Source organism: Streptomyces sp. NPDC050416 (genome assembly GCF_044458845.1).
Lineage (GTDB): Bacteria > Actinomycetota > Actinomycetes > Streptomycetales > Streptomycetaceae > Streptomyces.
Genome location: NZ_JBITII010000004.1, coordinates 55,112 through 80,478, shown reverse-complemented (window position 1 = coordinate 80,478; position 25,367 = coordinate 55,112). Strand labels below are relative to the sequence as shown.

Sequence of the window (25,367 nt, the reverse complement as noted above, 5' to 3'; positions counted from 1 at the left end):
CCGAACCGCAAGAATCGTGGCCGGATCACGCTGTCAGTGCCGTGGCACGACATCGCGAAAGAGGCAGAGAGGATGGGCTATCCGTTCCGCCTGCCGCTCCCGCCGGGCTTCCCGCTGCCCCGTCAGACCGTGGCGGGTTTCCGGTCCCGGTGTCCGCCCGCCAGCTCCCGCAGCTTCTCCCGTGTCTCCGGGTCCGTCGAATACACGATCGTGCCGACCATGCCCCGGGTCAGCAGCACCTTGTATGTGTTACGGATCAGGCGGTCCACGTCCGTGTCGGGCGTGGACTTCTTGAAGACCGGGTCCTTCGACGCCATGCGGTCCGTGATCCAGCGGTCGCCGCGCCAGACCAGGTCGGGACCGATGATGACGCCGGACCAGTCGTACTCGAAGCCCTGCGCGGTGTAGACGCAGCCGACCTGTCCGAAGCCCGCCGGGTCGGTGGCCCAGAGCGCGGCCGGGGGCGCGCCGGAGACGGAGCGGTCGCCGCGCAGGTTCCACGGGCGGGCCCAGTCGCCGATGACGACATCGGTCGCGAGCGGCTCGCCTGGCTTGGGTTCCGGGGACCAGCGCCAGCAGTAACCTGCGGACATACGGGCACCGTAGCCCTGGGACCGACGGGCTTCGAGGAAGGCCTCCATCTCCTGCGGGCTGTCGGCCACCAACAACTGCATGCGGTCGTCGGGCTCCCAGACGACCGGCCCGCCCGGCTCCAAACCGAGAAGGCGTATCACCCAGCGCAGGTAGGCGTCACTGCCACCGCAGCGGAACTGGCTGTCGAGCGGGACGACGTGGCATGGGATGCCCCGCTTCGCTGCCACCGCCTTGATCTCCGCCACGGTGCCCATCTCGCCGGGGCGCACGACCTGATGCTCGTCGAGGAAGAACACGGGCACGTAGGCGACGTCGATGAGCTCGTCGATCTGTGCCCTGCCAGTGCGGAGTGCTGCACGGGTGTAGCGGTTGGCCGAGGTCTCCCGGATGCGGTGCGCCTCGTCGCAGATCAGCGCACCCAAACTGTTCTTCTCAGCGGTCATGAAACTGTTGAAGTACTTGAACAGGTCTTGGACTTCCCGCTTGCGGGCTCCGGCGACTTTCCTCATTGTCTTCGTGAACGACTGCGAACCGGTCGCGTGCAACGTGGGAACTCCGCGGCGGTACAGGTCACCGAGCAGTTGGAGCGCGATCACGCTCTTACCGGTACCGGGCCCGCCCGTGACGATGACGACCTCTTTGCGGTCGGCCTGCTTCGCCTTCTCCACCGCGTTGAGCACCATGCGGTACGCCACCTGCTGCTCGTCGAGGAGGATGAACTGCTGGCGTTCGCGCACCTCCTCGGCGGCCACGGACATCAACTGCTTCGACGGCACGGTGGCTCCTGCCCGCAGTTGGTCCGCCGCCTGGGCCCCCGAGTGTTCGTCGCTCAGCCTCGTACGGAGATGGTCGAGGAAGGCGCCCCGCCGTTCCGCGGTGAAGAGCAGTCCGTGGCCATCGCGCTCGATCTCCCGCAGCCCGGTCACGCCGAACTCGGTGGCGTTGTGCAGATATGCCGCTCCGGCCACCCGATGCCGGTGTTCGGCTACCGCCCCGTTGAAGTTGACGAGGTATTCGCAGTAGCGGCGCACCTGCTCGATGGGGTTGAGGACCGGGTGGGCATAGGCGTCGACGTGGCACAGGGTGGGGTCGTCCTCGTGGGGCAGCGCCTGGCTCCACTGCTTCAGCTCCACCACGACGTAGGACGGCTCTCCCGTGACCGGGTGTACTCCGGCGAGGACGACGTCGACGCGCTTGCTGTTCAGCGGGAGCGAGTACTCCAGCATGACCTCCACGTCGCCCAGGCCGGCGTCGTTGAGGGCGGCGGCCAGGACGGGGATGCTGCGCTCCCAGGAACGCACCTCCGAGGCGCCGGGCCGATAGCCGTGCATGTGGACGAAGTTGTCGGTGAGGTGCAGGAACAGCGAACCGTCGAGTGCCATGACGGCGACCGTTTTCGCGGACGCGCGGAACAGCAAGAACTTCCCCCAGGCAGCACGAAAAGACTCGTGCGGGTGGGGGCATGTCCTTCGAGACTCCACCGAGGTGGAGCGGAAGCCCGTCGGGCCGCGTTGACGATGGGTTTTAGAGTACCTGGCGGTACTGACGGTCGTACCGGTGGTCATAGTGGCAGCAGCGAGTGGCGTGTCCGATCTCCCCTATCCAAGTCCGGATACCGGAGTACTCCCGGCGAATGCGGCCGTGTCAGGGTCTAAACGCCGCAACGAAGCCTGTCGACGCAACGGCGACCAGGCCCCGTCACTCGGAGGCCCTCCGGGCGAGATGAGGAGGGCCATCGCAAAGAATCAGAAACCCTCGGCGGGAATCAGGCTGCCCTCCGACTCGATCAAGTCTCCCGCGGCGAGCAACGCGTCGATGGCGCCGGTCAGCGCGTCCCGGATATCGGCGCCGAGCCGCGCCCCCGCTCGAAGTGCCCGGCGAGTGCCTCGCTCTGACGGCTCCAGTCGCCGGCGCGAACCGCGATCGGGCCGCGTGATCCCGTCGAGCCAAGACCAACCCCACCGCCAGCAGCTCCAGCACCATGCTCTGACGGCTGCCGCGAACGGCCAGCGCAGAGACCTAGCCCGCTAAATCTGCGCCAAGGAACTTTTCAGGGCATCCAGCACTGCCCGAGGGACTTCCGCCGCGTGACGCGGCAAGCCCCGAAAGATCGAAACGGACTTCCGCCCCAGATCAGATGCCCTTTCCAAGGCAAGCCGCCGACAGCGGCAGACGAGTCGGGCTGTACGCCGGGTTCTGTTCCCGGGGTTCCTCGCGGAGCCCCGGGCGACGGCCATCCATCTAGGGCCGGCGTTGCCACCGGCCTCGTGCGGTCTACCCGCGGACTCGGGCGGGCAGCCCTCGAGCGTCCGCGCAGGAGCACCGAGGTGCTCCCTCTTGACCTTGCTCCGGGTGGGGTTTACCTAGCTGCCTGAGTCACCCCAGGCACTGGTGGTCTCTTACACCACCGTTTCACCCTTACCGAGGGCCGGAGCCCCCGGCGGTTTGCTTTCTGTGGCACTGTCCCGCGGGTCACCCCGGGTGGCCGTTAGCCACCACCCTGCCCTGTGGAGCCCGGACGTTCCTCGGGGAGCTCCCCGTCAGGGGGACTCCACGCGGCCGTCCGCCCGGCTCGTCTGCCGTGTCGACCATGGTACCCGGCGGATCTCCCGTTTCGGCGCCGCGGCCGTGGCCAGCACCGAGCCCGCCAGGATCAGGGTGAAGGCGACGCCGATGCCGAGGGTCAGTTCCTCGTCCAGGAACAGGGCGCCCGCGGCGACGGCGACCGCCGGGTTGACGTAGGTGATCACGCCGGCCCGGGTCGGGCCGATCTCCTTGATCAGTTCCAGGAAGGCCACGAACGCGATCGCGGTGCAGACGATGCCGAGGCCGGCGAGGGCGGCCAGGACCTCGGCCGAGGGCATGGTGGCGGGCCGGGTCAGGTAAGCGGCTGGGGCGTAGACGACGGCGGCGAGCGTGAGGCAGGGGGTGATCAGCTGGAGGGTCGGTACGTCCTTGAGATGCCGGGCGGCTATCAGCGGGGCGGTGGCATAGCCGACGACCGTCACCAGCACCTCGGCCAGGGAGCGGGCGTCGCCGGTGAGGTGGGGCAGGGTGAGGACGGTGACGCCCGCGAGACCGAGGGCGAGTCCGGCGACACGGCGGGCGCCCACGCGTTCCTCGGCGCCGAAGAAGCGGGCCAGGATGAGGGCGACGATCGGCACGCCCGCGATGAGGAGCCCGGCGGTGGAGCTGGACAGATGGCGTTCGGCGTCGGTCAGGGTCCACCAGGGGCCGATGATCTCGATGACGGCGAAGGCCAGCATCGGCTTCCAGTGGGTCCGGACGGTGCGGCCGAGACCGCCTTGGCGGAGCGCGAAGGGGAGCAGGAGCGCGGCGCCCAGCGCGCAGCGCGTGAACACCACCATGGACGGGGACAGCTCCTCCACCGCCACCTTGATCATCAGGTAGGGGACGCCCCAGACCACTCCCATCAGGGAGAACAGGAACCAGCCGCGTGCAGTCATACGGCGAGTCTCGGTCCCCTCACCCCACCGCGTCTTGAACGCTGTTGCGGTAAGCCGCCGGGGTCACGCCCAGCACGCGGCGGAACCAGCGGGTGAGGTGCGCCTGATCGGCGAAGCCGACGAGTCCGGCGACCTCGGCGGGGCGCAGGCCGGCTTCCAGGAGGCCGCGGGCCTTGGTCACGCGGTGCTGTGCGAGCCAGGCGTAGGGCGGTACGCCCATCGTCGTGCGGAAGGCGCGGAGGAGTTGGTAGCGGGACAGGCCCAGGTCGGTGGCGAGGGCGGTCAGGGAGGGGGGTTCCAGGAGTTCGTCCGCGAGGCGGTCGCGTACGGCTCTGGCGATGTGATCGGCTCCGGGGACGGTGTCCTCGCTCGCCCGGGCCGTGGAGTGCCGGCGGGCCAGGGCCGTGAGCAGCCAGGGCAGCCGGGACTCGGCCTCCAGGGGGTCGGGGCAGGCGCTGAGGTCGGTGTGGGCGGCGCGCAGGGCGGTGGCCAGTTCGGGGTCGTGCAGGACGGGGTCGCGGAAGTGCGGGGGGCCGCCGAGCGTGCCGTCGGTGAGGAGGGACGGCTCGGCGTACAGGGCCTGGTAGGCGTAGCCCTCGCGGGCGGCCGGTCCGCCGGTGTGCATCTCGCCCGGTTCCAGGACGACGATCGAGCCGGGGTAGGAGTGGATCTGCCCACCCCGGTACGCGATGACCTCCGAGCCGCCGACCGTGACGCCGATGGTGAATTCGCGGTGGGCGTGCGGGGCGTAGACGTGCCGGTCGAAGTGTGCGGTGAGAAGGTCCAGCGGCGGCCCGCCCCGCCCCAGCCGCGCCCTGGCCCACCGGGCCTGTTCCCGTATCCGCCCCTGTGCGCTCATCTCGTACCCCCGGCTCACAGGGGATCAGAGGAGGTCCGTGGTGTCCAGTTCGAAAGCGAACGGCTCGGGCAGTGCGATCGGCTTGCCGAAGGGGCGGGCGCAATGCTCGCGGTAGTCGTCCTGCTTGGGTTCGCTGAACAGCGTGACCTGAGCGGTGTCCCGGTCGACGAGCAGATAGAGAGGGATGCCGGCGCGGGCGTAGCAACGGCGTTTCACCTCGCGATCGGCCTTCGGCTTGGTCGACGTCACCTCCAGCACCATGGCGACGCCTTCGCAGGACATCCAGGATCCGACCCCGCCGAACAGGTCGAGTTCGACGGGACCGAACGTGACGTCCGGCACCAGGTGGTTCTTGGGGCAGGCGTCCCCGCTCCGCATCTTCAGCCCTTTGTTCCCGGAGAAGTCCATGTCGGTCCGGGACTGCTTGATCACTTGCCGCACGATCCGGCTGATGCACTTCTCGTGATCCCCGTCCGGCGGCGGCGTCACAACGATCTCCCCCTCGATCAGCTCGGCCCGGAAACCCTCCGGCGTGTCCAGGGCGAGGAAGCCCTCCAGCAGGACCTCTTCCTGCGTGAGCGGCTCATGGGCCATGGCAGTCATGTCACGCCCCTCCTTCGGTCGCTCGCCAGACTGGGACATCGGAAGATCACCTGTCCGTGAGATCGGGACCCGTTCCCTCGATCGTGGCACAGGATCACGAGCGCCGTCAGAAGCCAGAGCCGGTCCTTGACCTTGCCGCAACGTCAACGTCTCTACTGGTCCCATGCGGATCGGAGAACTCGCCGCCGTCGTCGGTGTCACCACGCGGGCCGTGCGGCATTACCACCATCAGGGGCTGTTGCCGGAGCCGGAGCGGCGGGCGAACGGGTATCGGGAGTACGGGCTGCGGCACGCCGTCGTGCTGGCGCGGATCCGGCGGCTGACCGAGTTGGGGCTGGGACTCGCGGAGGTGCGGGATGTGCTGGCGGACGACGCGGCCAAGGACCTCGTCGAGGTGCTGACCGAGCTCGACGAGGATCTGGCGCGGCAGGAGGAGGCCATCCGGGAGCGGCGGGGGCGGTTGCGGGCGTTGCTGGAGGCGGAGGGCGGGCTGCCGGCCGAGGGGCCGGTGTCGCCCGGGCTGGCCGCGCTGTTCGCGGGGACCGCGCAGCTGTCGGACTCGCCGATGGCGGCCAAGGACCGCGAGATCATCGCCTTCCTGGAGACGGTCATGCCGGACGAAGCGCGGCAGCAGCTCGTGTCGTCGCTGGGTGAGGTGTTCGGCCGGCCCGACGCCGCGGCGCGGGCCGACGAGGCGTACGTCCTGCTCGACGCGCTCGCCGATGCGGAGCCGGACGATCCACGCGTCGCCGGAGCGGCCCGGGCCCTCGCCGACTGCATTCCGCCGGGGCTGTTCCCGGAGATCGGGGACCTCGACGGCGAGGACAGTGTGCTGCGCGCCTTCTACGAGGACCTGGCTCCGGCCCAGGCGGAGGCGCTCCGCCGGACGCTGCGTCTCCTCACCGAGGAGCGGCGGTGAGGGTCGCGCGGCTGGTCGTACGGCACGAGGCACGGCTGCTCGTGAGTCTCGTGCTGTGGGTGCTGCGGCGCACGCAGGGGGCGCGCAGCGGACAGGTCTTCGGGTACGCGCGCGGGCAGGGCGCGATGATGTTCGGGTTCGGGTTCGTGTGTCTCGTCGAGACGGTCGCTATGTCCGTGCTGCTGCGCGACTGGCCGACCGCACACGCCGTGCTTCTCTTCCTGGACGTGTACGGCATCGTGCTCGTCGTCGCGCTGCACGCCTCGTCCGTCGTACGGCCGCACGTGCTGGATACGGACGCCGGCCGGCTGCGGATACGGCGGTACGTCCATGTCGACCTGTGCGTGCCGCTGGAGCGGATCGCCTCGGTGCGGCGCGAGCTGCGGATGACGCACGAGCGGGCCGACGGCGAACTCGATGTCGAGGTCGGGTCCCAGACCACCGTCACGCTCGAACTGACCGAGCCGGTCACCCACGTCACCTTCCTCGGCCGGCGCCGCGAGGTGCGGATCGTCCGCTTCCACGCGGACGACGCCGACGGCCTCGTCCGCGCCCTCGGCCGGGCCCGCGTCTGAGCTCCCCGTACGCTGTCGGCGGAGTTCGATCGAAGGAGTACCCGTGCTCGTCCTGCTGCCGCCGTCCGAGGGCAAGGCCTCTTCCGGCCGCGGTGCCCCGCTGAAGCCCGAGTCGCTGTCCCTGCCGGGGCTGTCCGACGCCCGGGAGGCCGTCCTCACCGAGCTGGTCGAGCTGTGCTCCGGCGACGAGAACAAGGCACGCGAGGTGCTGGGGCTGAGCGAGGGGCTGCGGGGCGAGGTCGCCAAGAACGCCGACCTGCTCACCGCGGGGACCCGGCCGGCCGGGGAGATCTACACGGGCGTGCTGTACGACGCCCTCGGCCTGGCCACCCTCGACACGGCGGCCAAGCGCCGCGCCGCACGGTCGCTGCTGGTCCTCTCCGGGCTGTGGGGAGCGGTCCGGGTCACGGACCGGATTCCGTCCTACCGGTGCTCGATGGGGGTGAAGCTGCCGGGTCTCGGTGCGCTGGGCGCGCACTGGCGTACGCCGATGGCGTCGGTGCTTCCCGAGGTGGCCGGGGACGGGCTGGTGCTGGACCTGCGGTCCGCCGCGTACGCCGCCGCGTGGAAGCCGAAGGGCGAGGTCGCCGGGCGGACGGCGGCCGTGCGGGTGCTGCACGCGCCGACGCGGAAGGTCGTCAGCCACTTCAACAAGGCGACGAAGGGGCGGATCGTACGCAGCCTGCTGACCGCCGGGGCCGCCCCGAAGGGGCCGGCCGAGCTGGTGGAGGCGCTGCGGGATCTCGGGTACGTCGTGGAGGCTCAGGCGCCCGCGAAGGCGGGGCAGGCGTGGTCGCTGGACGTGCTGGTGACCGAGGTGCACTGAGCCACATCCCAGTAGCGCAACCCTGAAGCGTTGCAGTATGCGCAATGCCCTTTGCGCATGCTGTTGACGCGGCGGCAGGATACGGCCATGCCCTCTCCGCTGCCCGCCGCCCTGCTGGACCTCGCGCCCGTCGTTCCCGTCGTCGTCATCGAGGATGCCGGTGACGCCGTGCCGCTGGCGCGGGCGCTGGTCGCCGGCGGGCTGCCGGCGATCGAGGTGACGTTGCGGACGCCGGCGGCGCTGGAGGCGATCCGCCAGATCGCCGGGCAGGTGCCGGAGGCGGTGGTCGGTGCCGGGACGGTGATCAGCGCCGAGCAGGTCGCGGACACGGTGGCCGCGGGCGCCCGCTTCCTGGTCAGTCCCGGTTGGACGGACGTGCTGCTGGAGGCGATGCGGGGCTCCGGCGTGCCGTTCCTGCCGGGGGTGTCGACCACCTCGGAGGTCGTGGCGCTGCTGGAGCGCGGGGTGCGGGAGATGAAGTTCTTCCCGGCCGAGGCCGCGGGCGGTACGGCGTATCTGAAGTCGCTGGCGGGGCCGCTCCCCCAGGCCCGGTTCTGTCCCACGGGCGGGATCGGCCCGGCCTCCGCCCCGGACTATCTGGGCCTGCCCAATGTCGCCTGCGTGGGCGGGAGCTGGATGCTGCCGCAGGACGCGGTCGCGGCGCGCGACTGGGGCCGCATCGAGGCGCTGGCCCGTGAGGCGGCGGCGCTCAGCGCAGGTGGGACGTGTCGTTGAGGAGCCGGACGCTGGGGTTGCCGTCCGCGTAGTACGCGACGACCGACAGCGACGCGGCCGACAGTTCCATCCGGAACAGCGACTCCGGCGGGGCGCCGAGGGCGAGCCGGACCAGTGTCTTGATCGGAGTCACGTGCGTGACGAGCAGGACCGTGCGGCCCGCGTACGCCGCGATCAGCTTGTCGCGGGTGGCGGCGATCCGGGTGGCGGTCGCCGCGAAGCTCTCGCCGCCGCCGGTGGGTTCGGCGTCCGGGGAGGCCAGCCAGGCGTTCAGGTCGTCGGGGTGGCGCTCGCGCACCTCGGCGAAGGTGAGGCCCTCCCAGGCGCCGAAGTCCGTCTCGCGCAGCCCGTCGTCCACGCTGACGTCCAGGCCGAGCCGGGCGGCGACGATCCCGGCGGTCTCCCGGGTGCGGGCCAGCGGCGACGACACGATCGCCTGGATCGTGCCCCGCCGGGCGAGCAGGGCGGCGGCTCGCTCGGCCTGGTCCCTGCCGATGTCGGAGAGGGCCGGATCGGAGCCCCCACTGCCGGAGAACCGCTTCTGCGGCGTCAACGGCGTCTCCCCGTGCCGCAGCAGCACGAAGGTGGCCGGAGCACCCATGTCGGCGGGCGCCCACCCCGGGGCGGCAACGGCCCTGGCGGCACGGGCATCGGCATCCGCCTTGGCCGGGCTGACGTCGGCGTCCGGCTGCTCCGTCGTCCCGGGGACGGAAGACGGCACGGGGGAAGGCCCGGATTCCGGAGTCCTGCCGGCCGCCAGGGCTTCGCGGGCCCTCGCGGCGCCTGCCGCGGCGTCACCCGGCGGGCCCGGTGGACCAGGCGGGGCGGCAGCCCCGGCCTTGGTGTCCAGCTCCGCCGTAGAAGTCGAGGCCGACCACTGCTCCCCCCTGGCCCCGGCGTCCATCGCCTCGTTGGCCAGCCGGTCCGCGTGCTTGTTGCGCTCGCGTGGGATCCACTCGTACGTCACGCGCCCGTGCGGGAAGATCCGGGCCGCCTCCGCGGCCAGGGGCTTCATGTCGGGGTGTTTGATCTTCCAGCGGCCCGACATCTGCTCGATGACGAGCTTGGAGTCCATCCGGACGTGGACCGTCGCGGCCGGGTCCAGCTCGTGGGCGGCGCGCAGGCCGGCGAGGAGGCCGCGGTACTCGGCGACGTTGTTCGTGGCGACGCCGAGGTACTCGGCGGCCTCCCGCAGCGTCTCACCGGTCGCCGCGTCGCTCACCACGGCGCCGTAGCCCGCGGGCCCCGGGTTGCCCCGCGACCCGCCGTCGGCTTCGACGATGAACTCCCGCACCGGACAGGCTCCCCGCGGCCTAGATACCGGACTCGGACGTGCGCACCAGGATGCGGCGGCAGTTCTCGCAGCGGATCACCCTGTCGGGCGCCGCGCTGCGGATCTCGCTCAGCTCCGTGATGGCGAGTTCCTGCCGGCAGCCCTGGCAGCTGCGTGCGTACAGCTTCGCCGCGCCGACGCCGCCCTGCTGCTCGCGCAGCTTCTCGTAGAGCTTGAGCAGGTCGGCGGGGATCGACCCGGCGATGACCTCGCGCTCCTTGGTGACCGTGGCGGTCTCGCCGTCGATCTCCTCGAAGGCCGCGTCACGGCGCGCGGTCGCGTCCTCGATCTTCGCCTCGACGGAGGAGACGCGCTCGGTCAGCTCGGCGACCCGCTGCTGCGCGGACTCCCGGCGCTCCATGACCTCCAGCACCACGTCCTCCAGATCACCCTGCCGCTTGGCGAGCGAGGCGATCTCGCGCTGGAGGTTCTCCAGGTCCTTGGGGGAGGTGACGGCACCGGAGTCCAGGCGCTGCTGGTCGCGGGCGGCGCGCTGGCGCACCTGGTCGACGTCCTGCTCGGCCTTGGTCTGCTCGCGGGCGGTGTCGCTCTCCTCGGTCTGCGCGGCCACGAGCAGGTCGCGCAGCTGGGTGTGGTCCTTGGTCAGCGACTCGATCTCGGCGTGCTCGGGCAGCGACCTCCGCCGGTGGGCCAGCTGCTGGAGGCGGACGTCGAGGTCCTGGACGTCGAGAAGTCGGATCTGGTCGGCGGGCTCGGCGTTCAGTTCGGGGCTCCCAGGGGGTCAGAAGTGGTAGAGGCCGCGTGGGCGGTCCAGGGGTCGGTGACCGTCTTCGAGACGTGGACGCGCAGGTCCCATCCGTGGCGGTCGGAGATCTCGTCGAGCTGGCTCGCGGCCAGCTCGCACCAGGGCCACTCGGTGGCCCAGTGCGCCGCGTCGAGCAGCGCGAGGGGGCTGTGGGCGCGGGCTTCGGAGACGGGGTGGTGGCGCAGGTCCGCCGTGAGGAAGGCGTCGACGCCCGCCGCGCGTACGTGGTCGAAGAGGCTGTCGCCGGAGCCGCCGCTGACGACGGCCGTGCGGACGAGCGCCTCGGGGTCGCCGGCGACCCTGATGCCCTGCGCGGTGGCGGGCAGCCGCTCGGCGGCGCGGGCGGCGAACTCGCGGACGGTCAGCGGATGGTCCAGGGCGCAGACGCGGCCGAGGCCCCGACGGCCCTCCGGGTCGGTGGGGTCCGGTACGAGCGGCCCGGTGACCCTGAGGTCCAGGGCGCCCGCGAGGGCGTCGGAGACGCCGGGGTCGGCGGTGTCGGCGTTGGTGTGGGCGACGTGCAGCGCGATGTCGTTCTTGATGAGCGTGTGGACGACACGGCCCTTGAAGTGGGACGCCGCGACCGTCGTCGTGCCGCGCAGATAGAGCGGGTGGTGGGTGACGAGCAGGTCGGCGCCCAGCTTCACCGCCTCGTCGACGATCTCCTGGACCGGGTCGACGGCGAACAGGACGCGCGTGACCTGCTGGTCCGGGTCGCCCGCGACGGTGCCGACCGCGTCCCAGGACTCGGCCCGCTCGGCGGGCCACAGGCTCTCCAGCTCGGCGATGACTTCAGACAGACGGGGCACGGGTGCAAGGCTACCCGTCTGATCTGTGGCGTTGAACCGCCACCGCCGCGGCCCGCCCGCCCTGGTCCCGCTCAGCACAGTCGCCCCCTGCTCCTCAGGCGAATCGTTCCTGGAACACCCTTATGTGTGAAGTCGGGTGCCTGCGGATCCCCGGCCGCGCTTACGAAAACTACGTTCGTCACTGGAGGTGACCGAACGATGACAGCGTGTGCGATCGAGCCTTCGGTGGGACACGGGGACGACGAGGCCGCGCCGGCAGGATGCACACTCACCGCGGACGGCGCCTACGCCGCACGCCTCGCGTCGGCCGGCGACTCCTGGTTCCCCGAGCGCTGGACCCTGGACGGCCCCGAGCCGTACGCGGTGCCCCTGCCCCGCAACCAGCCGGAGGAACCGGGCACCGAGGTGCAGCCGATGGGTGACGGGCGGGTCCTCATCCACCGTCTGGTGGCCGGGCGGCACGCCTTCTCGCTGCTGTACCCGACCGGGCCCGGCACCGGCGAGGTGCCCCTGGGCGTGGTGGAGTGCCCGGACGACACGGCCCGGCTGCGGCTACTGCCGCCCGCCCCCGGCGGCGAGCGGGCGTACGCCCTGTCCGTCGGCCCGCGTGCGACGACGGTGTGGCTGGTGGCGGGCGGTGCCTTCGGGCCCGAGCGGCTGGCCGAGCTGCCCGGCCGCTGCTCGGGCGGGGTCTGGCTGGACCGTACGGGACGGCTGCTGGCCCTGGACCGGGAGACCGGCGGGCGCACCAAGGCCGTCGTGGTGGACCTGGAGCGCGGCGGGGAGGTGTCGCCGCTGCTCCAGATCGCCGCCGACAGCGACGACCGGCTGCTGCTCGCCGACCACGACAGCGGGCTGCTGCTGATCCGCTCGGACGCGCCCTCGCCGGGGCAGGACCGGCTGGGCTGGGGTGTCCTCGGCAGCACCCTGCCGGTGCGCTTCCCGGAGTGCCTGCGGCTGCCGGACTGCACCGTCACGCCGTTCGCGATCCAGCCGGGGCAGATGCTGACGCCGGAGAGCTGCGCGGTGGCGCTGCGCATGGACGGTCCGCGCGGCAGCTGGGTCGGCGTGTGGCGGCCGGCCGAGCGGCGGGTGCACCATCTCCCGGCACCAGAGGGGTGGCTGGCGGGCGCCGGCCTGTGGACGCCGGACGGGGTGCTGCGGCTGCCGTACGCGACGGAGGCCGTGCCGTGCGGCGTGGCACAGGTGAGCCCGCCCGCGGCCGTACCGCCCGAGCACGGCGCGTCCCCGGTAACAGGACACCCCCCGGAACCGGCGCCCCCGACTCCGGAAACCTCCGACACGCCTCCGCGGCCGGCACAGCCCGCACAACCCCCACAACCCACTCCACCAGCCGATCCCGCTCCGCCCCCGGTCCCCTCCACCCCCCGCCCGGTTCCCCTGCAAGAGGCGCCGTTGGGACGGCTTGTAACGAACTAGTGCCGGTTGGCGTGGCCGCCTGGATCCGGGGTGCGGGGGGCCGGTTAAACTCGCCCGGCTGTTTGAAAGATCATGTTGACGGGGTGAATTCCATCCGATGAGCGACGCCAGCACCAACCAGCTGCACACTGCCGACGTCCAGGAGACCGCCGCCGGCCACGGCCGGCACCGCGGCGAGATCTCCACGCAGGTCGGCGAGACGGCTCCGCGCGGCCGCCACCGCAAGCCGGTGACGGAGACCGAGCGGACGGAGCGCACCGGGACGGCGGCCTGACGCAACGTCAGTGACCGTACGGCCGAAACGGCCCCACCCCCTGTGTGACGGGTGGGGCCGTTCCCGTTCTTCAGCCGCGTTTCAGCCCCAGCACCTCCACCGCCGCGAACGTCTCCCCCGCCGGCCGGTCCGCGTAGTACAGCCCGAGGACGGCCTCCAGTTCCTCGTACGTGAAGGTGTCCTGCTTGCTGTCGAACCGGGCGGCGACGCGCGGCCGTTCGACGACGGCCACCATGCCGCCGTGCACCACGAGGAGCTGTCCGTTCACATGGCCGGCGGCGGGTGAGGCCAGATAGCCGACGAGCGGGGCGACGTGCTCGGGGGCGAGCGGGTCGAGGCCGTTGCCGGTGGACTGTTCGACGCCCGCGAAGACGTCCTCGGTCATCCGGGTGCGGGCGCGCGGGCAGATCGCGTTGGCCGTGACGCCGTACTTGCCGAGGGCGAGGGCCGTGGAGGTGGTCAGGCCGACGATCCCGCCCTTGGCGGCCGCGTAGTTGGGCTGCCCGGCCGAACCGGCGAGGAACGCCTCGGAGGAGGTGTTCACGATCCGCCCGTACACCGGCTCCCCGGCCCGCTTGGACCGCTCCCGCCAGTGGGCGGCGGCGAACCGGATGGTGTTGAAGTGCCCCTTGAGGTGCACGCGGAGTACGGCGTCCCACTCCTCCTCGGCCATCGAGAACACCATGCGGTCGCGCAGGATGCCCGCGTTGTTGACGAGGATGTCGAGCTTGCCGAACTCGGCGACGGCCGACTCGACGAGCCCGCGGGCCTGTTCGAAGCCGGAGACGTCGCCGGTGTGCGCGAGCGCGGTCCCGCCGGCCGCCCGTATCTCGGCGACGACCTCCTCGGCGGGTCCGGCGCAGGCCTCGCCGGTGCCGTCGCGGCCGGGCCGCCCGTAGTCATTGACGACGACGGCGGCGCCGAGCCGGGCGAGTTCCAGCGCCTCGGCCCGGCCGAGCCCGCGGCCCGCGCCCGTGACGATCGCGGACAGTCCCTTCAGCGGCAGCGGCATGGCGGTGTCCTCACAGCTCGATGCACGTGCGCAGGGCGGTTCCGGTGCGCATCTGGTCCAGAGCCTCGTTGATGTCGGCGAAGGGAACCCGGTGGGTGATCAGGCCCGCCAGGTCGACGCGGCCCGCGCGCCACAGGGCGATGGTGCGTTCGTAGGAGCGCAGGATGTCCCCGCCGCCGTACATGGACGGCAGGATCCGCTTCTCGTCGAAGAACAGCTCGAACATGTTCAGCTGGAGGACGTCGTCCATGGCTCCCGCGCCGACCACGACGAGGGTGCCGCCGCGCCGGGTGTTCTCGTAGGCGGCGCGTGCCGTGGCGGACTTGCCGACGACCTCGAAGACGTAGTCGAAGCCCTCGCCGCCGGTGATCTGCTGTTTGGCGTCGGGCAGTTCGTCGGGCGGGACGGCCTTCGTGGCGCCGAACCGCAGGGCTGCCTCGCGCCGCGTCTCGACCGGGTCGACGGCGACGATCTCGGCGGCCCCGCGCAGGCGGGCCCCCTGGATCACGGAGATGCCGACACCGCCGCACCCGATGACCGCCACCGACGAACCGGCCTCCACGTCGGCCGTGTTGAGCGCGGAGCCCAGTCCGGTCGTGACGCCGCAGCCGATGAGGGCGGCGATGTCGAAGGGCACGTCGTCGGGTATCGGGACCGCGCACCCGGCGTCGACGACGACCTCCTCGGTGAAGGTGCCGGTGCCGGCCATGCCGAAGACGTCCCCGCCGGGCCGCCTGAAGTTGGGGGTGCCCGCGTTCATGAACCCGGCCAGGCACAGCTCGGTCTGTCCGCGCTTGCACGCGGGGCAGGCACCGCAGGCGGGCAGCCAGCACACGACGACCCGGTCACCGGCCGCCAACCGGCTTACGCCTTCGCCGACTTCGAGGATCTCGCCCGCCCCCTCGTGCCCGGGTACGAACGGCCCGGGCTGCGGCAGCACCCCGCTCATCGCGGACAGGTCCGAGTGGCACAGCCCCGCGGCGCGCACCCGGATCCGCACCTTGCCGGGGCCGAACCCCACCGCCTCGATGTCGTCGAGGACCTCCAGCTTGTCCTGGCCGATCTCGTGCAGTACGGCTGCGCGCATGGTGCGGCTCCCCTCGTACGGCGTGTGGGACTCAGGTGTGTGCGACGACGGTGTCGGCGAGGACGGGCGCGTCGTCCCTCTCCACGGCGCTGACGGCGACCCGGACCTCGCCGTCCAGGCGCCACATGCGGATGCGCAGCGTCTCGCCCGGATACACGACCCCGGCGAACCGGGTGGCGTACGAGCGGACCCGGGTCACGTCCCCGTCGAGCAGCGTGTCGACGACCGCCTTGAGCGTCATGCCGTAGGTGCACAGCCCGTGCAGGATGGGACGGTCGAATCCGGCGCGCTTGGCGAACTCGGGGTCGGCGTGCAGCGGGTTCCAGTCGCCGGACAGCCGGTACAGCAGGGCCTGGTCCTCGCGGACGTGCCGTTCGACGACCCGGTCCGGCTCGCCGACGGGCGGTTCGAGCCGGGTGGACGGTCCCCGGTCGCCGCCCCAGCCGCCCTCTCCCCGGACGTAGATCTGCGCGTCGTTGGTCCACAACGGGCCGTCGTCGTCGGCGACTTCGGTGCGCATGACCAGGACGGCCGCCTTGCCCTTGTCGTACACGGCGGCGACCCGGCCGGTGGCGGTCGCGCGGCCCCGGGCCGGGATGGGGCGATGGACCTGGAGGCTCTGCCCGCCGTGGAGGACTCGGGCGAGGTCGACGTCGACACCGGGCATGGACAGGCCGCTGATCACGCCGGGGGATCCGGCACCGGCGACGGTGGCGAAGCTCGGCAGGACGTGCAGCCGGGACTCCAGGGTGTAGCGCAGCTCGTCGGGGTCGGTGGCGGGGATGCCCGCGCCGATGCCGAGGTGGTAGAGCTGCACGTCCTTGTGGTCCCAGGAGAGCTCGCCGGTCCGGGGTTCGGTGGCGAGCGCCTTGGCTGCGTCGATGGGCATGGGGCTCCTGATCGCCGTGAGAAAGTCCACCGTGGGAAGGACCACCGTGGCAAAGACCTCGGCACGGCCGTCCGCACCGTCGGCCGCGCCGAGGCCGTCTGCGGCCGAACTGGAACGCGTTCCAGTCCTGCGCCCTTTGTATAGCCCAGGCCCCCACACTTGTGAAGCCTCCTGACGCCGTGTCAGATGACCGCCGGGTGAGAACCGGTCCATGACATTAACCGGCCCATGACATTTGTCCCGCCGAACTCCGTACAACCGCATCTGCCGCCCGGCCCCGGCGGGTCCGTAGCGTGCTGCCATGACACGCAGACCACTGTCGTACCGCCGCGGCGCGGCGGACGTCTGATCGGGGGCGAGGGCATGTCCTGGACACAGAAGGTCAGGTGCCATGTGCGGGCGACCCGGGGGGCCAGGAGAGGGGGCGAGTTTCCCGAGCATCCCGGTCCGCCGGCCAGCGGGTTCACCCTGCTGCCGTGGCTGCTGCTGGGGATGGGCGCCTTCTCCAACCTCTTCCAGGACCGGACCCCGAACCCGTGGATCGGCGCGCTGGGATTGCTCGCCTTCAACTCGCTCTACATCTACGTGGCGTTCCGCGCATTCCGCAGGGAGACCCGCGAGGCCCGCTCCACGCAGGTGGCCCTCGCCCTGCTGGCGGCCGTGACCTGCTCGCTCGCCGCCGGCTACGGCGGCACCTGGCTGCTGCTCTTCCCCCTGCTCGGCCTCGCGACGGGCGCGGCCCTGCGCATGTCACACCTGCGGTCCGCCGGTACGGCGGTGGCGGTGCTGGCGGGTGCGGTGTCCTGGTTCCACGACGGCTGGGGCGGCCTCGACACCGCGTACGCCACGTGGATCTCGACGATGGTGACGGCGGCGATCATGCGGCTCTCCGAGGCGGTGGGCGAACTGCGCGCGGCCCGCGAGGAACTGGCCCGCCGGGCCGTCGAGAAGGAGCGTCTCCGTTTCTCCCGTGACCTGCACGACCTGCTCGGGCACACAATGTCGGTGATCGTCGTGAAGTCGGAGGCGGCCCGTCGTCTCGCCGCCCGCGACCTGGACGCCGCGCTGGCCCAGATCACGGACATCGAGTCCGTGGGCCGCCAGGCGCTCACCGAGATCCGGGAGGCCGTGACCGGCTACCGCCAGGGCAGCCTCGACACAGAACTCGACCGCGCGCACTCGGCCCTGACGGCGGCGGGCATCAAGCTCACGGTGACCCGCTCCGGCCCTCGCCTCGGCCCGCAGACCGAGGCGCTGCTGGGCTGGGTGGTACGCGAGGCGGTCACGAACGCCGTGCGCCACAGCGCCGCGCGGCAGTGCGAGATCACGCTGTCGGGCGGGGCGGAGCGAGTGCGTCTGTCGGTGGTGGACGACGGGGTGGGGGCAGGGGTTTCCGGCGGTGAGGGCATCGGGGTCGGAGTGGTCGCCGACGGCGCGGGCGGTGGGCTCGGTGGCTCGGGCGCCCGGGCCGGTACGGGGCTGACGGGCCTGACCGAGCGTCTCGCGGCGGTGGGCGGCTCACTGACGGCGGGGCCGCGGGCCGGGGGCGGATTCGCCGTGTCGGCGGAGCTCCCGCTCGATGTCGATGCGACGGACGCGAACTCGGCGGTGGGGCAACGGGCGTGACCGGCGGCAGGACTGGGCGCGCGGCTGGGCGAAGCTCAAGCATCGTCTCACGAGGCCGCGGGGCTGGTCCGGGGCGGCCGGATGCCGGCTGCCCGCCCCGGCGACCAGGGGCGGGACGCGCAACGGCCCGCGCGGGCGTGTACGTTGGCCGACGGTCCGCGCGCGCCACACGTACTCGTACCGCACACGTACAACGTGAACGGCGCCGGCAACGGCTAGGGAAAATGGAGCACATGGCACGCGTCGCCGTCATCACCGCGCCGAACATCGGGTACCGCAACACCGGCATGCTGACCGTCGACTTGGCGTTCGAGTCCCTGCGGCGGCGGATGGCCCCCGAGACCGACGCCACCTGGTACACCCTGCACACGCCGGAGACCGTGCCGCTGCGCGACTGCGCCCGAGGCACAGAGCTGCCGTTCCGCTTCCTCCCCCTGGCCGAGCACCTCGACTCGCTCCGCGACCACGACGCGGTCGTCTTCTGGGGCGACTTCCTCCACACCCGGCACTACCTGGAGCAGGACGCGACGAACCGCCTGCTCGACTTCGGTTTCGCCGAGGACCGAGTGGCCGCCCGCAACCTGCTCAACCGCACCCTGCTGTTCGCGGACCAGCCCGACGAACTCCTCGCGCGCACCCTCAGCTACGGCGGGACGATCCTGCACAACTCCCAGTCCGACTACGAGGACAAGGAGTACGGCCCGCTGTTCTCACGCCTGGTGACGCGAAGCCGCCGCGTCTGGGTGCGTGACCCGCTCTCGGGGGCGAAGATCGCGCATCTGCGCGGGGACCGTACGACCGACCACTTCGGTTCGGACGCGGCGCTGCTGTCCCGCCCGGGCGACCTCGACCACCTCGCGACGACGGAATGGTCCCGGGCGGTCCCGGACGGCGGTGCGATCGGTGTGTTCCTCGGTGCGCGGACGCCGATCCCCGAGTGGCTGCCCGCCTTCTGCCAGGACCTGTCCGAGCGTCTGGGCGCCCCGCTGGAGTGGCTGCCCTGGTTCGACCGGGACGTCCCCGCTCCGGTCGGACACATCGCGCAGCGCCCAGGCCGGCACACCATCGGCGACCTGGTGCGGGTCCTGCCCCGGTACCGCCTGGTCATCACGGACACCTACCACCTGGCCGTCAACGCCTGGGGCGCCGGTACGCCCGCGGTGTGCGTCGGCGCGCCCGAGCCGACCCCCAAGACCCACGACGACTACCTGACGCTGAGCGATGTGAAGAAGCACGTCTTCCACATGGCCTACGACGCGACGGACTTCTACCTGTCCACCCAGGAAGGACACCGGCAGAGCGGCGACCGGCTCGACCGGCTGGTCCAACTCCTCGAGGGCGGCGGCGCCGAGGCCGTGGCGGCGCGCATCCGTGCCCACGCCGACCACTCGGCGACGGCGTTCACCGAGACGCTGGCCTCGGTGCTCGACGCGCCCCGCCCTCCCCTCGGCCCGTGACCGGCAGACCCGTCCGCGTGCTGCTCGCGGAGGACCAGGGCATGCTGCGCGGTGCGCTCGCGCTGCTGCTCGGCATGGAGGACGACTTCGAGGTCGTCGCCCAGGTGGGGGCCGGTGACGCGATCCTGGACGCGGCACTCACCCACCGCCCCGATGTCGCGCTCCTCGACATCGAACTCCCGGGAAAAAGCGGCCTGGACGCCGCCGCCGAACTGCGCGCACGTGTGCCCCACTGCCGCGTGCTGATCCTCACCACGTTCGGCCGGCCCGGCTATCTGCGTCGCGCCCTGGAGGCGGGGGCCACCGGTTTCCTCGTGAAGGACGGCCCCGTGGAGGAACTCGCCGCCGCGATCCGCCGCGTCCTGGCCGGCGAGACGGTCGTCGACCCGGCCCTCGCCACGGCCGCGCTCAGCGCCGGTCCCAACCCCCTCACCGCACGCGAGAGCGACGCCCTCAAGGCCTCCGCGGACGGCGCGACGGTCGCGGACATCGCCGCCCGACTCCACCTCTCGGAGTCCACCGTCCGCAACTACCTCTCCTCCGCTATCGGCAAGACGGGCACCCGCAACCGCACGGAGGCCCTGCGCGAGGCCCGCCGCCAGGGCTGGCTGTGACAACTCAGCCCGACCGGAACAACGCCGTCCACAGGAACCCCTCACCAAAGCACCCGGACTCCTCCGACTCGTCCCGCATCCGCCGCAGTTCGACCTCGGTCAGACCCGAGAAGATCTCCCGCAGCGCCTCGGGCGTGTACGCGAGCCCGCCCCCAAGGCCGTTCGCCGCACGGTAGAAGTCGGTGTCGGACAGCTCCGACCCCATCCCGCCGGCACCGGCCGCGAAACACGTGAGACCGAACAGGCCCCCGGGAGCCAGGACATCGTCCAGCAGGGCCAGATAGCTGATCCGCCGGTGCGGAGGCAGATGGTGGAAGCAGCCGGAGTCGTAGACGAGGTCGTACGGGCCGGTGAGTTCCGTACCGGCGAGCGCGAACGCGTCACCGCAGTGGAACCGTACCCCGCCAACTCCCGCCGCACGGGCCCGTTCCCTGGCCCAGTCGACGGCCGCCGGAGCCAGGTCGACGGCGTCCACCTCGAATCCCCGCTCCGCCAGATACAGCGCGTTGCGCCCCGGGCCGCACCCCAGGTCGAGTGCCCGCCCCGCGCCGACGAGCCCTCCGTCCGCCCAAGACACCAGGCTCTCGTCCGGCTTCGCCGCGAAGAACGGCACCGGCCGGGAGCGGTCGGCGTAGAACCCGTCCCACCAGTCGGCACCCCGCCCCGTCCACCGATCGGCCTCGGGCGCGAACAGCCCGTCGAGCAGTGCGAGTACGTCGTCGACGGTGCGTATGTTCCGGTCCATCCGGCCCCCTTCCAGGTCCGCCAACCGTAGGCCGGGAGACGCCGAAAGGCCAGGTCGGGAGGGCCTCCCGGGCAGGAGCGGGAGGCGCCTGTGCGGCTTGCCGCGCCCCGGTGGCGCCTCCGCCGCCGGACCACTCCATCGCCGGGCCGAAACACCCGCGGCGCGCCTTCCCAGGGTCGCCACACCCCTGTTCCGGACCACGCCGCAGGCCTCTTTTCCGATGGCGGCGGCCCTACCGCTCTTCTGCCGAGCCCGGTCCGGCGGCCCTACCGCCTATCCGCCGTGCGCGGCAGCCAGACCCACATGAGCAGCACGCTCGCCACCAGCACCCCGGTGCCCACCCGGAACGCCAGCGCATACCCCTCCGTCAGTGCCGCCGGTGTCTCGCTGCCCGCCGATCGGGTCGCCGCCAGGGTCGACATGACCGCCAGGCCCAGGGAACCGCCCACCGTGCGGGAGGTGTTGACGAGGTCGGACACCAGTCCGGCCTCCTTGGGCGGCGCGCCGGACGTGGCCACGGAGGCCAGCGGGGTCGCCGCCAGTCCCGCGCCGAGCATCATCAGGACTCCGGGGATGAGGATCGTCGTCGCGTACGCGCCCTCGGGGGTCATCGTCGACTGCCAGGCGAAGCCGGCCACGGCGACCAGCGTGCCCAGCGCCGCCACGTTCCGCGGCCCGAGCCCCCGCATGAGCCGGGGCGCGAGCTTGGAGGCGAAGATGACGGCCAGCGAGCTCGGGACCAGGGCGAGCCCGGCCTCCAGTGGGGTGTAGCCCAGGACGTTCTGCGCGTACAGGGTCATGAAGAACCACATGCAGAACATCGCGGACCCGCACAGGAACATCGCCACGTTCGCCGACGACACCGACCGCAGGCGCAGCAGCCCGAGCGGCATCAGCGGGCTCCGCGTCCGGGCCTCTACGGTGAGGAACAGGGCGATCAGCGCGAGCCCGGCGAGCAGCGGCAGCAGCGTGGCCGTCGCCGTCCAGCCTGCCTCCTCCGTCTGGGAGATGCCGTAGGCCAGCGTGCCGAGCCCGCCCGTCACGAGCAGCGCGCCCGGCAGGTCGAGCCGCCGCCCGTCCCCGGCCCGGCCCTCGGTGAGGAACCACGCGGCCCCGCACAGCACGACCGCGCCCACGGGCACGTTGATCAGCAGCACCCACCGCCACGACAGCGTCTCCACCAGCAGCCCGCCGACCAGGCCGCCCGCCGCGCCGCCGCCGGCGCCGACCGCCGTCCAGGTCCCGACGGCCCGGGCCCGGGCCGCGCCCTCCGGCACCGAGGCGGTGAGGATCGTCAGCGTCGAGGGCGCCAGCACCGCCGCCCCGAGCCCCTGCGCGGCCCGCGCCACCAACAGCTGCCAGTCGTCCTGCGCCAGTCCGCCCGCCAGCGAGGTCAGGGTGAACAGGCCGAGCCCGACGAGGAACATGCGCTTGCGGTCGTAGAGGTCTCCGGCCCGCCCGCCGAGCAGCATGAACCCGGCGAAGGCGATGGCGTAGGCGTTCACCACCCACTGCAGGCCCTGCTCGCTCAGTCCGAGCCCGGTCCGCATGGACGGCAGCGCCACGTTGACGACGGACACGTCCAGCACGACGTGGCGTACGGGGCGTTTCGGCGACTTCGAGCATGGATGTCATGCTCTCAACCACTCCATGCTCCTTGCATCGGGATTTCGACCCAGGGGGGCAACGGCACCCCGGACCTCCTTCCCCAAGAGAAGGTCAAGATTTCGTTAGAGTGCCGAAGCAACGGAATAGTTGCCTACGCATACAAGGTTCACACCCCACGTAATCACGCAACACCCGAACCCCCGGCCTGGAGGCCACCCTCAATGACGCAGACGACGACAGTCCGTCCCGCCGGCAGAGCGCGCGGGGCCGTGGTCCCGGTGCTCGCCTTCGCGGGCATCGTTGTCGCGGTGATGCAGACCCTGCTCGTCCCGGTCATCAAGGATCTGCCGCAACTGCTGGACACCGCCCCCAGCGACGCCACCTGGGTCCTGACCTCGACCCTCCTCTCGGGCGCGGTGGCCACCCCGATCATGGGCCGCCTCGGCGACCTCTACGGCAAGCGGCGTATGCTGATCACGAGCCTGGCGGTCATGGTCGTCGGCGCCCTGGTGAGCGCCTTCACCAGCGACCTGCTGCTCATGATCGCCGGCCGTACGCTCCAGGGCTTCGCGATGGGCGCCATCCCGCTCGGCATCGGCCTGATGCGCGACATGCTGCCCCGGGAGAAGCTCGGCTCGGCCATGGCCCTGATGAGCTCCTCCATAGGCGTCGGCGGCGGCGTCGCCCTGCCCGCCGCCGCCCTGGTCGCGCAGCACAGCGACTGGCACGCCCTGTTCTACGGCGCCGCCGGCCTCGGTGTCCTCGCCATCGTCCTCACCCTGCTCGTCGTGCCCGAGTCGCCGATGCGCGCCGAGGGCTCCTTCGACCTGCCGGGCGCGATCGGCCTCTCCGCCGGTCTCGTGCTCTTCCTGCTGCCGATCACCAAGGGCAGCGACTGGGGCTGGACCTCCGGCACCACGCTCGGCCTGTTCGCCGCCGCCGCGGTCGTCCTGCTCCTGTGGGGCGTGATGGAGCTGCGCGTCAAGGCCCCGCTGGTCGACCTGCGCACCACGGCCCGTCCGGCCGTCCTCTTCACCAACCTCGCCTCGATCATGGTCGGCGTCTCCTTCTACGTCGTCTCCCTGGTCCTGCCCCAGCTGCTCCAGCTGCCGAAGTCCACCGGCTACGGCCTCGGCCAGTCGATGGTCGTCGCGGGTCTGCTCGTCGCGCCGCTCGGCCTGACGATGATGCTCACCGCGCCCGTCTACGCCCGCCTGTCCGCGAAGTACGGACCCAAGGTCACCCTGATCCTCGGCCTGCTGATCATCGCGATCGGCTACGGCGCGGGCCTCGGCCTGATGAGCGCCGCCTGGCAGAGCCTGGTCATCTCGGTCCTGCTGGGCGCGGGCATCGGCCTGGCCTACTCCTCGCTGCCCGCACTGATCGTCGGCGCGGTCCCGGCCTCGGAGACGGGCGCCGCGAACGGCCTCAACACCCTGATGCGTTCCATCGGCACGTCGGTGTCGAGCGCCGTCATCGGCATGGTGCTGGCGAACACCGCGGACAACGTCGGCGGCGTCGAGATCCCGACCATGCACGGCTTCCGGCTCTCCTTCCTGATCGCGACCGGCGCGGTCGCCGTGGGCCTGCTGCTGGCCCTCTTCCTGCCGGGCCGCCGTACGTCGGACAAGCCGCGGCTGCGCGCCAGCAGCGAGGAGGACGCCAACCTGGAGCGCGCCGAAGCGGTGCTGCGCGGCTTCCGCGGCCGCGTCCTGGCGGCGGACGGCACTCCGGTCGCCCGCGCCAAGGTCACGCTGATCGACCGCCGGGGCCGCCAGGCGGGCGCGACGCTCTCAGCGGAGGACGGGGCCTACGCCCTCACCGTCCCGGCCGGCGGCTCCTACGTCGTCGCCGCCCGCGCCACGGGCCACGCCCCGCTCGCCTCGTCCGCGACCCACACGGGCGACGAGCGGCCGGTCGACCTGGACCTGTCGCTGCCGGGCGAGACGGTCTCCGCCTGACCCGCTGCCCACCCGGACCCCCTGTCACTCCCCGGCAGGGGGTCCGGCAGCATGGGCGCCCGGACCGTCGTACGACCGAGAGGAACCCCATGCCCACGGCCCCCGAGCCCGAGATCCTGGCCGCCTTCGAGGCGGCGAAGGGCTTCATGCCCGTGGGTGAGGGCCTGGCCCTGTACGCGGCGGCGGCGGAGGCCGGGCGGCTCGGGCTGCCGCTGCTGGAGGTCGGCACGTACTGCGGCCGCTCCACGGTCCTGCTCGCCGACGCGGCCCGCGAGGCCGGCGTCACCGCGCTGACCGTCGACCACCACCGGGGCAGCGAGGAGCAACAGCCGGGCTGGGAGTACCACGACCCGGAGACGGTCGACCCCGAGCTCGGCCTGATGGACACGCTGCCCACCTTCCGCCGCACACTGCACAAGGCGGGCCTGGAGGAGCACGTGGTCGCCCTGGTCGGCCGGTCCCCGCAGATCGCGGCGATCTGGCAGACCCCTCTCGGCTTCGTCTTCATCGACGGCGGCCACACCGACGAGCACGCCACCGCCGACTACGAGGGCTGGGCCCCGCACGTGGCCGAGGGCGGCCTGCTCGTCATCCACGACGTCTTCCCCGAGCCGGAGGACGAGTTCACCGGCCAGGCCCCCTACCGCGTCTACCTCCGGGCCCTCGCCTCCGGCGCGTTCACCGAGGTCTCGGCGACGGACTCCCTGCGCGTCCTGCGGCGCACCGGCCCCGGCGTCTAGCAAAACGGCTGGGCGGGTGAACTGCGGCCCCTCCACCCCTTCCCGGTCGGCCCACGGGCGGCGTGGCGCGTCGGTGGGCGACCGCCGCTGCCCAAGGATCCGGGCGCGTGGCACACACCTTCGCAGAGCTCGTGGAGAAGCAGCGCGCGGCGGACGAGGCGTACGCCCGCGTGCGGCAACTGCAGGACGCGTACGGTCCGCCCACCCAGACCAAGTGGAGCGCCCAGCAGACCACCACCTGGGAGACCGCCTGGCGCGCCTGGCGCGACCTCGCCCGCGACGTCCAGGCGGCGGTGACCGCGTACGCGAAGCAGGAGGGCACCCCGCGCCAGGAGATCGAGGCACGGGTGAAGGAGGCGGTACGGCACGGTGAGCCCGACGGGAACGAGGAGTAGCCGCCACCCGCCCGGCCGTCCTCGACCCGCTGC

23 protein-coding genes, 1 other RNA gene and 1 pseudogene are annotated in these 25,367 nt (G+C 72.1%); 12 read left to right on the top strand and 13 right to left on the bottom strand.

What is annotated here, in order from left to right; translation table 11 throughout:
* Positions 1-122 precede the first annotated feature (122 nt).
* The 5 genes and pseudogenes from ACIBL4_RS13640 to ACIBL4_RS13620 all read right to left on the bottom strand — a co-directional run bounded on the left by ACIBL4_RS13640 (position 123) and on the right by ACIBL4_RS13620 (position 5,523).
* The gene (locus ACIBL4_RS13640; protein WP_399409511.1) at positions 123-2,012 is read right to left on the bottom strand and encodes a DNA/RNA helicase domain-containing protein; all 1,890 of its coding nucleotides are present in this window, start codon (positions 2,010-2,012) and stop codon (positions 123-125) included.
* Between the two features lie 751 nt (positions 2,013-2,763).
* Positions 2,764-3,169: RNase P RNA component class A (gene rnpB, locus ACIBL4_RS13635), an RNA gene on the bottom strand.
* Positions 3,170-3,284: 115 nt separating this feature from the next.
* Positions 3,285-3,998: pseudogene (locus ACIBL4_RS13630) on the bottom strand (DMT family transporter); the annotation flags it as partial.
* An 82-nt stretch (positions 3,999-4,080) separates the two neighbouring features.
* Positions 4,081-4,920 (bottom strand): AraC family ligand binding domain-containing protein, encoded by an 840-nt coding sequence (locus ACIBL4_RS13625; protein ID WP_399409509.1) that lies wholly within the window; start codon positions 4,918-4,920, stop codon positions 4,081-4,083.
* 24 nt (positions 4,921-4,944) lie between these two features.
* Positions 4,945-5,523 carry a Uma2 family endonuclease gene (locus ACIBL4_RS13620; RefSeq protein WP_399409507.1) on the bottom strand — a complete coding sequence of 193 codons (579 nt, stop codon included), beginning with the start codon at positions 5,521-5,523 and terminating at the stop codon, positions 4,945-4,947.
* Positions 5,524-5,686: 163 nt separating this feature from the next.
* On the opposite strand from ACIBL4_RS13620, the gene ACIBL4_RS13615 reads away from it, so the two are divergent.
* The 4 genes from ACIBL4_RS13615 to eda all read left to right on the top strand — a co-directional run bounded on the left by ACIBL4_RS13615 (position 5,687) and on the right by eda (position 8,578).
* A complete protein-coding gene (locus ACIBL4_RS13615; RefSeq protein ID WP_399409505.1) occupies positions 5,687-6,442 on the top strand; it encodes a MerR family transcriptional regulator in 756 nt (251 codons plus the stop codon).
* Complete coding sequence (locus ACIBL4_RS13610) at positions 6,439-7,017, top strand: hypothetical protein (RefSeq protein ID WP_399409503.1); 579 nt, start codon at positions 6,439-6,441, stop codon at positions 7,015-7,017. Before ACIBL4_RS13615 ends, ACIBL4_RS13610 begins: the two co-directional genes overlap by 4 nt.
* A 43-nt stretch (positions 7,018-7,060) precedes the next feature.
* A complete protein-coding gene (gene yaaA, locus ACIBL4_RS13605; protein ID WP_399409501.1) occupies positions 7,061-7,843 on the top strand; it encodes a peroxide stress protein YaaA in 783 nt (260 codons plus the stop codon).
* Between the two features lie 87 nt (positions 7,844-7,930).
* Positions 7,931-8,578, top strand: coding sequence for a bifunctional 4-hydroxy-2-oxoglutarate aldolase/2-dehydro-3-deoxy-phosphogluconate aldolase (gene eda / locus ACIBL4_RS13600; protein WP_399409499.1), 648 nt, complete (start codon positions 7,931-7,933; stop codon positions 8,576-8,578).
* On the opposite strand, the gene ACIBL4_RS13595 is transcribed toward eda, so the two are convergent.
* Genes ACIBL4_RS13595 through ACIBL4_RS13585 form a run of 3 tightly spaced genes read right to left on the bottom strand, consistent with a single transcriptional unit; the run spans position 8,553 to position 11,486 of the window.
* Positions 8,553-9,872, bottom strand: a complete 1,320-nt coding sequence (locus tag ACIBL4_RS13595) for a bifunctional RNase H/acid phosphatase (RefSeq protein ID WP_399409497.1) — start codon at positions 9,870-9,872, stop codon at positions 8,553-8,555. The genes eda and ACIBL4_RS13595 overlap by 26 nt on opposite strands.
* 19 nt (positions 9,873-9,891) lie before the next feature.
* Entirely contained in the window at positions 9,892-10,635 is a 744-nt protein-coding gene (locus ACIBL4_RS13590) for a zinc ribbon domain-containing protein (RefSeq protein ID WP_399410562.1), read from the bottom strand.
* On the bottom strand, positions 10,632-11,486 hold the full coding sequence (locus tag ACIBL4_RS13585) for a Nif3-like dinuclear metal center hexameric protein (protein WP_399409495.1): 855 nt from the start codon (positions 11,484-11,486) through the stop codon (positions 10,632-10,634). Before ACIBL4_RS13585 ends, ACIBL4_RS13590 begins: the two co-directional genes overlap by 4 nt.
* Positions 11,487-11,684: 198 nt before the next feature.
* On the opposite strand from ACIBL4_RS13585, the gene ACIBL4_RS13580 reads away from it, so the two are divergent.
* Both ACIBL4_RS13580 and ACIBL4_RS13575 read left to right on the top strand, forming a co-directional pair.
* Positions 11,685-12,926, top strand: coding sequence for a hypothetical protein (locus tag ACIBL4_RS13580; RefSeq protein WP_399409493.1), 1,242 nt, complete (start codon positions 11,685-11,687; stop codon positions 12,924-12,926).
* A gap of 97 nt (positions 12,927-13,023) precedes the next feature.
* Positions 13,024-13,200 (top strand): hypothetical protein, encoded by a 177-nt coding sequence (locus ACIBL4_RS13575; protein ID WP_399409491.1) that lies wholly within the window; start codon positions 13,024-13,026, stop codon positions 13,198-13,200.
* Positions 13,201-13,270: 70 nt separating this feature from the next.
* Here ACIBL4_RS13575 and ACIBL4_RS13570 read toward each other — a convergent pair whose 3' ends face one another.
* From ACIBL4_RS13570 to ACIBL4_RS13560, 3 genes are read right to left on the bottom strand one after another with little or no spacing between them, the layout of a single operon-like run.
* A complete protein-coding gene (locus tag ACIBL4_RS13570; protein WP_399409489.1) occupies positions 13,271-14,212 on the bottom strand; it encodes a 3-oxoacyl-ACP reductase in 942 nt (313 codons plus the stop codon).
* A 10-nt stretch (positions 14,213-14,222) separates the two neighbouring features.
* Positions 14,223-15,299, bottom strand: coding sequence for a Zn-dependent alcohol dehydrogenase (locus ACIBL4_RS13565; RefSeq protein WP_399409487.1), 1,077 nt, complete (start codon positions 15,297-15,299; stop codon positions 14,223-14,225).
* 31 nt (positions 15,300-15,330) lie between these two features.
* A complete protein-coding gene (locus ACIBL4_RS13560) occupies positions 15,331-16,188 on the bottom strand; it encodes a MaoC/PaaZ C-terminal domain-containing protein (RefSeq protein ID WP_399409485.1) in 858 nt (285 codons plus the stop codon).
* Positions 16,189-16,551: 363 nt separating this feature from the next.
* Between ACIBL4_RS13560 and ACIBL4_RS13555 the strand changes: the two genes are divergently transcribed.
* The 3 genes from ACIBL4_RS13555 (at position 16,552) to ACIBL4_RS13545 (ending at position 19,885) form a co-directional block, all read left to right on the top strand.
* Complete coding sequence (locus tag ACIBL4_RS13555) at positions 16,552-17,814, top strand: sensor histidine kinase (protein ID WP_399409483.1); 1,263 nt, start codon at positions 16,552-16,554, stop codon at positions 17,812-17,814.
* Between the two features lie 233 nt (positions 17,815-18,047).
* On the top strand, positions 18,048-19,271 hold the full coding sequence (locus ACIBL4_RS13550; protein WP_399409481.1) for a hypothetical protein: 1,224 nt from the start codon (positions 18,048-18,050) through the stop codon (positions 19,269-19,271).
* Positions 19,268-19,885, top strand: coding sequence for a response regulator (locus ACIBL4_RS13545; RefSeq protein ID WP_399409479.1), 618 nt, complete (start codon positions 19,268-19,270; stop codon positions 19,883-19,885). The genes ACIBL4_RS13550 and ACIBL4_RS13545 overlap by 4 nt, the downstream gene beginning before the upstream one ends.
* Before the next feature lie 4 nt (positions 19,886-19,889).
* Here the strand turns inward: ACIBL4_RS13545 and ACIBL4_RS13540 are convergent, their stop codons facing one another.
* Both ACIBL4_RS13540 and ACIBL4_RS13535 read right to left on the bottom strand, forming a co-directional pair.
* Positions 19,890-20,630 carry a class I SAM-dependent methyltransferase gene (locus ACIBL4_RS13540; RefSeq protein ID WP_399409477.1) on the bottom strand — a complete coding sequence of 247 codons (741 nt, stop codon included), beginning with the start codon at positions 20,628-20,630 and terminating at the stop codon, positions 19,890-19,892.
* Positions 20,631-20,896: 266 nt separating this feature from the next.
* Entirely contained in the window at positions 20,897-22,219 is a 1,323-nt protein-coding gene (locus ACIBL4_RS13535; RefSeq protein ID WP_399409475.1) for an MFS transporter, read from the bottom strand.
* A 240-nt stretch (positions 22,220-22,459) separates the two neighbouring features.
* Here ACIBL4_RS13535 and ACIBL4_RS13530 point away from each other — a divergent pair, with 240 nt between their 5' ends.
* From ACIBL4_RS13530 to ACIBL4_RS13520, 3 genes are all read left to right on the top strand, one after another.
* Positions 22,460-24,199, top strand: coding sequence for an MFS transporter (locus ACIBL4_RS13530; RefSeq protein ID WP_399409473.1), 1,740 nt, complete (start codon positions 22,460-22,462; stop codon positions 24,197-24,199).
* An 89-nt stretch (positions 24,200-24,288) separates the two neighbouring features.
* On the top strand, positions 24,289-24,939 hold the full coding sequence (locus ACIBL4_RS13525; protein WP_399409471.1) for a class I SAM-dependent methyltransferase: 651 nt from the start codon (positions 24,289-24,291) through the stop codon (positions 24,937-24,939).
* A 107-nt stretch (positions 24,940-25,046) separates the two neighbouring features.
* A complete protein-coding gene (locus ACIBL4_RS13520; RefSeq protein WP_399409469.1) occupies positions 25,047-25,334 on the top strand; it encodes a hypothetical protein in 288 nt (95 codons plus the stop codon).
* The last annotated feature ends 33 nt before the right edge of the window (positions 25,335-25,367 follow it).

Bases quoted from the DNA above. Each gene is read 5' to 3' on its own strand.
- ACIBL4_RS13625 (WP_399409509.1), bottom strand. From the start codon at position 4,920: ATGAGCGCACAGGGGCGGATACGGGAACAGGCCCGGTGGGCCAGGGCG.
- ACIBL4_RS13620 (WP_399409507.1), bottom strand. From the start codon at position 5,523: ATGACTGCCATGGCCCATGAGCCGCTCACGCAGGAAGAGGTCCTGCTG.
- ACIBL4_RS13615 (WP_399409505.1), top strand. From the start codon at position 5,687: ATGCGGATCGGAGAACTCGCCGCCGTCGTCGGTGTCACCACGCGGGCC.
- eda (WP_399409499.1), top strand. From the start codon at position 7,931: ATGCCCTCTCCGCTGCCCGCCGCCCTGCTGGACCTCGCGCCCGTCGTT.
- ACIBL4_RS13580 (WP_399409493.1), top strand. From the start codon at position 11,685: ATGACAGCGTGTGCGATCGAGCCTTCGGTGGGACACGGGGACGACGAG.
- ACIBL4_RS13575 (WP_399409491.1), top strand. From the start codon at position 13,024: ATGAGCGACGCCAGCACCAACCAGCTGCACACTGCCGACGTCCAGGAG.
- ACIBL4_RS13570 (WP_399409489.1), bottom strand. From the start codon at position 14,212: ATGCCGCTGCCGCTGAAGGGACTGTCCGCGATCGTCACGGGCGCGGGC.
- ACIBL4_RS13565 (WP_399409487.1), bottom strand. From the start codon at position 15,299: ATGCGCGCAGCCGTACTGCACGAGATCGGCCAGGACAAGCTGGAGGTC.
- ACIBL4_RS13560 (WP_399409485.1), bottom strand. From the start codon at position 16,188: ATGCCCATCGACGCAGCCAAGGCGCTCGCCACCGAACCCCGGACCGGC.
- ACIBL4_RS13555 (WP_399409483.1), top strand. From the start codon at position 16,552: ATGTCCTGGACACAGAAGGTCAGGTGCCATGTGCGGGCGACCCGGGGG.
- ACIBL4_RS13550 (WP_399409481.1), top strand. From the start codon at position 18,048: ATGGCACGCGTCGCCGTCATCACCGCGCCGAACATCGGGTACCGCAAC.
- ACIBL4_RS13540 (WP_399409477.1), bottom strand. From the start codon at position 20,630: ATGGACCGGAACATACGCACCGTCGACGACGTACTCGCACTGCTCGAC.
- ACIBL4_RS13530 (WP_399409473.1), top strand. From the start codon at position 22,460: ATGACGCAGACGACGACAGTCCGTCCCGCCGGCAGAGCGCGCGGGGCC.
- ACIBL4_RS13525 (WP_399409471.1), top strand. From the start codon at position 24,289: ATGCCCACGGCCCCCGAGCCCGAGATCCTGGCCGCCTTCGAGGCGGCG.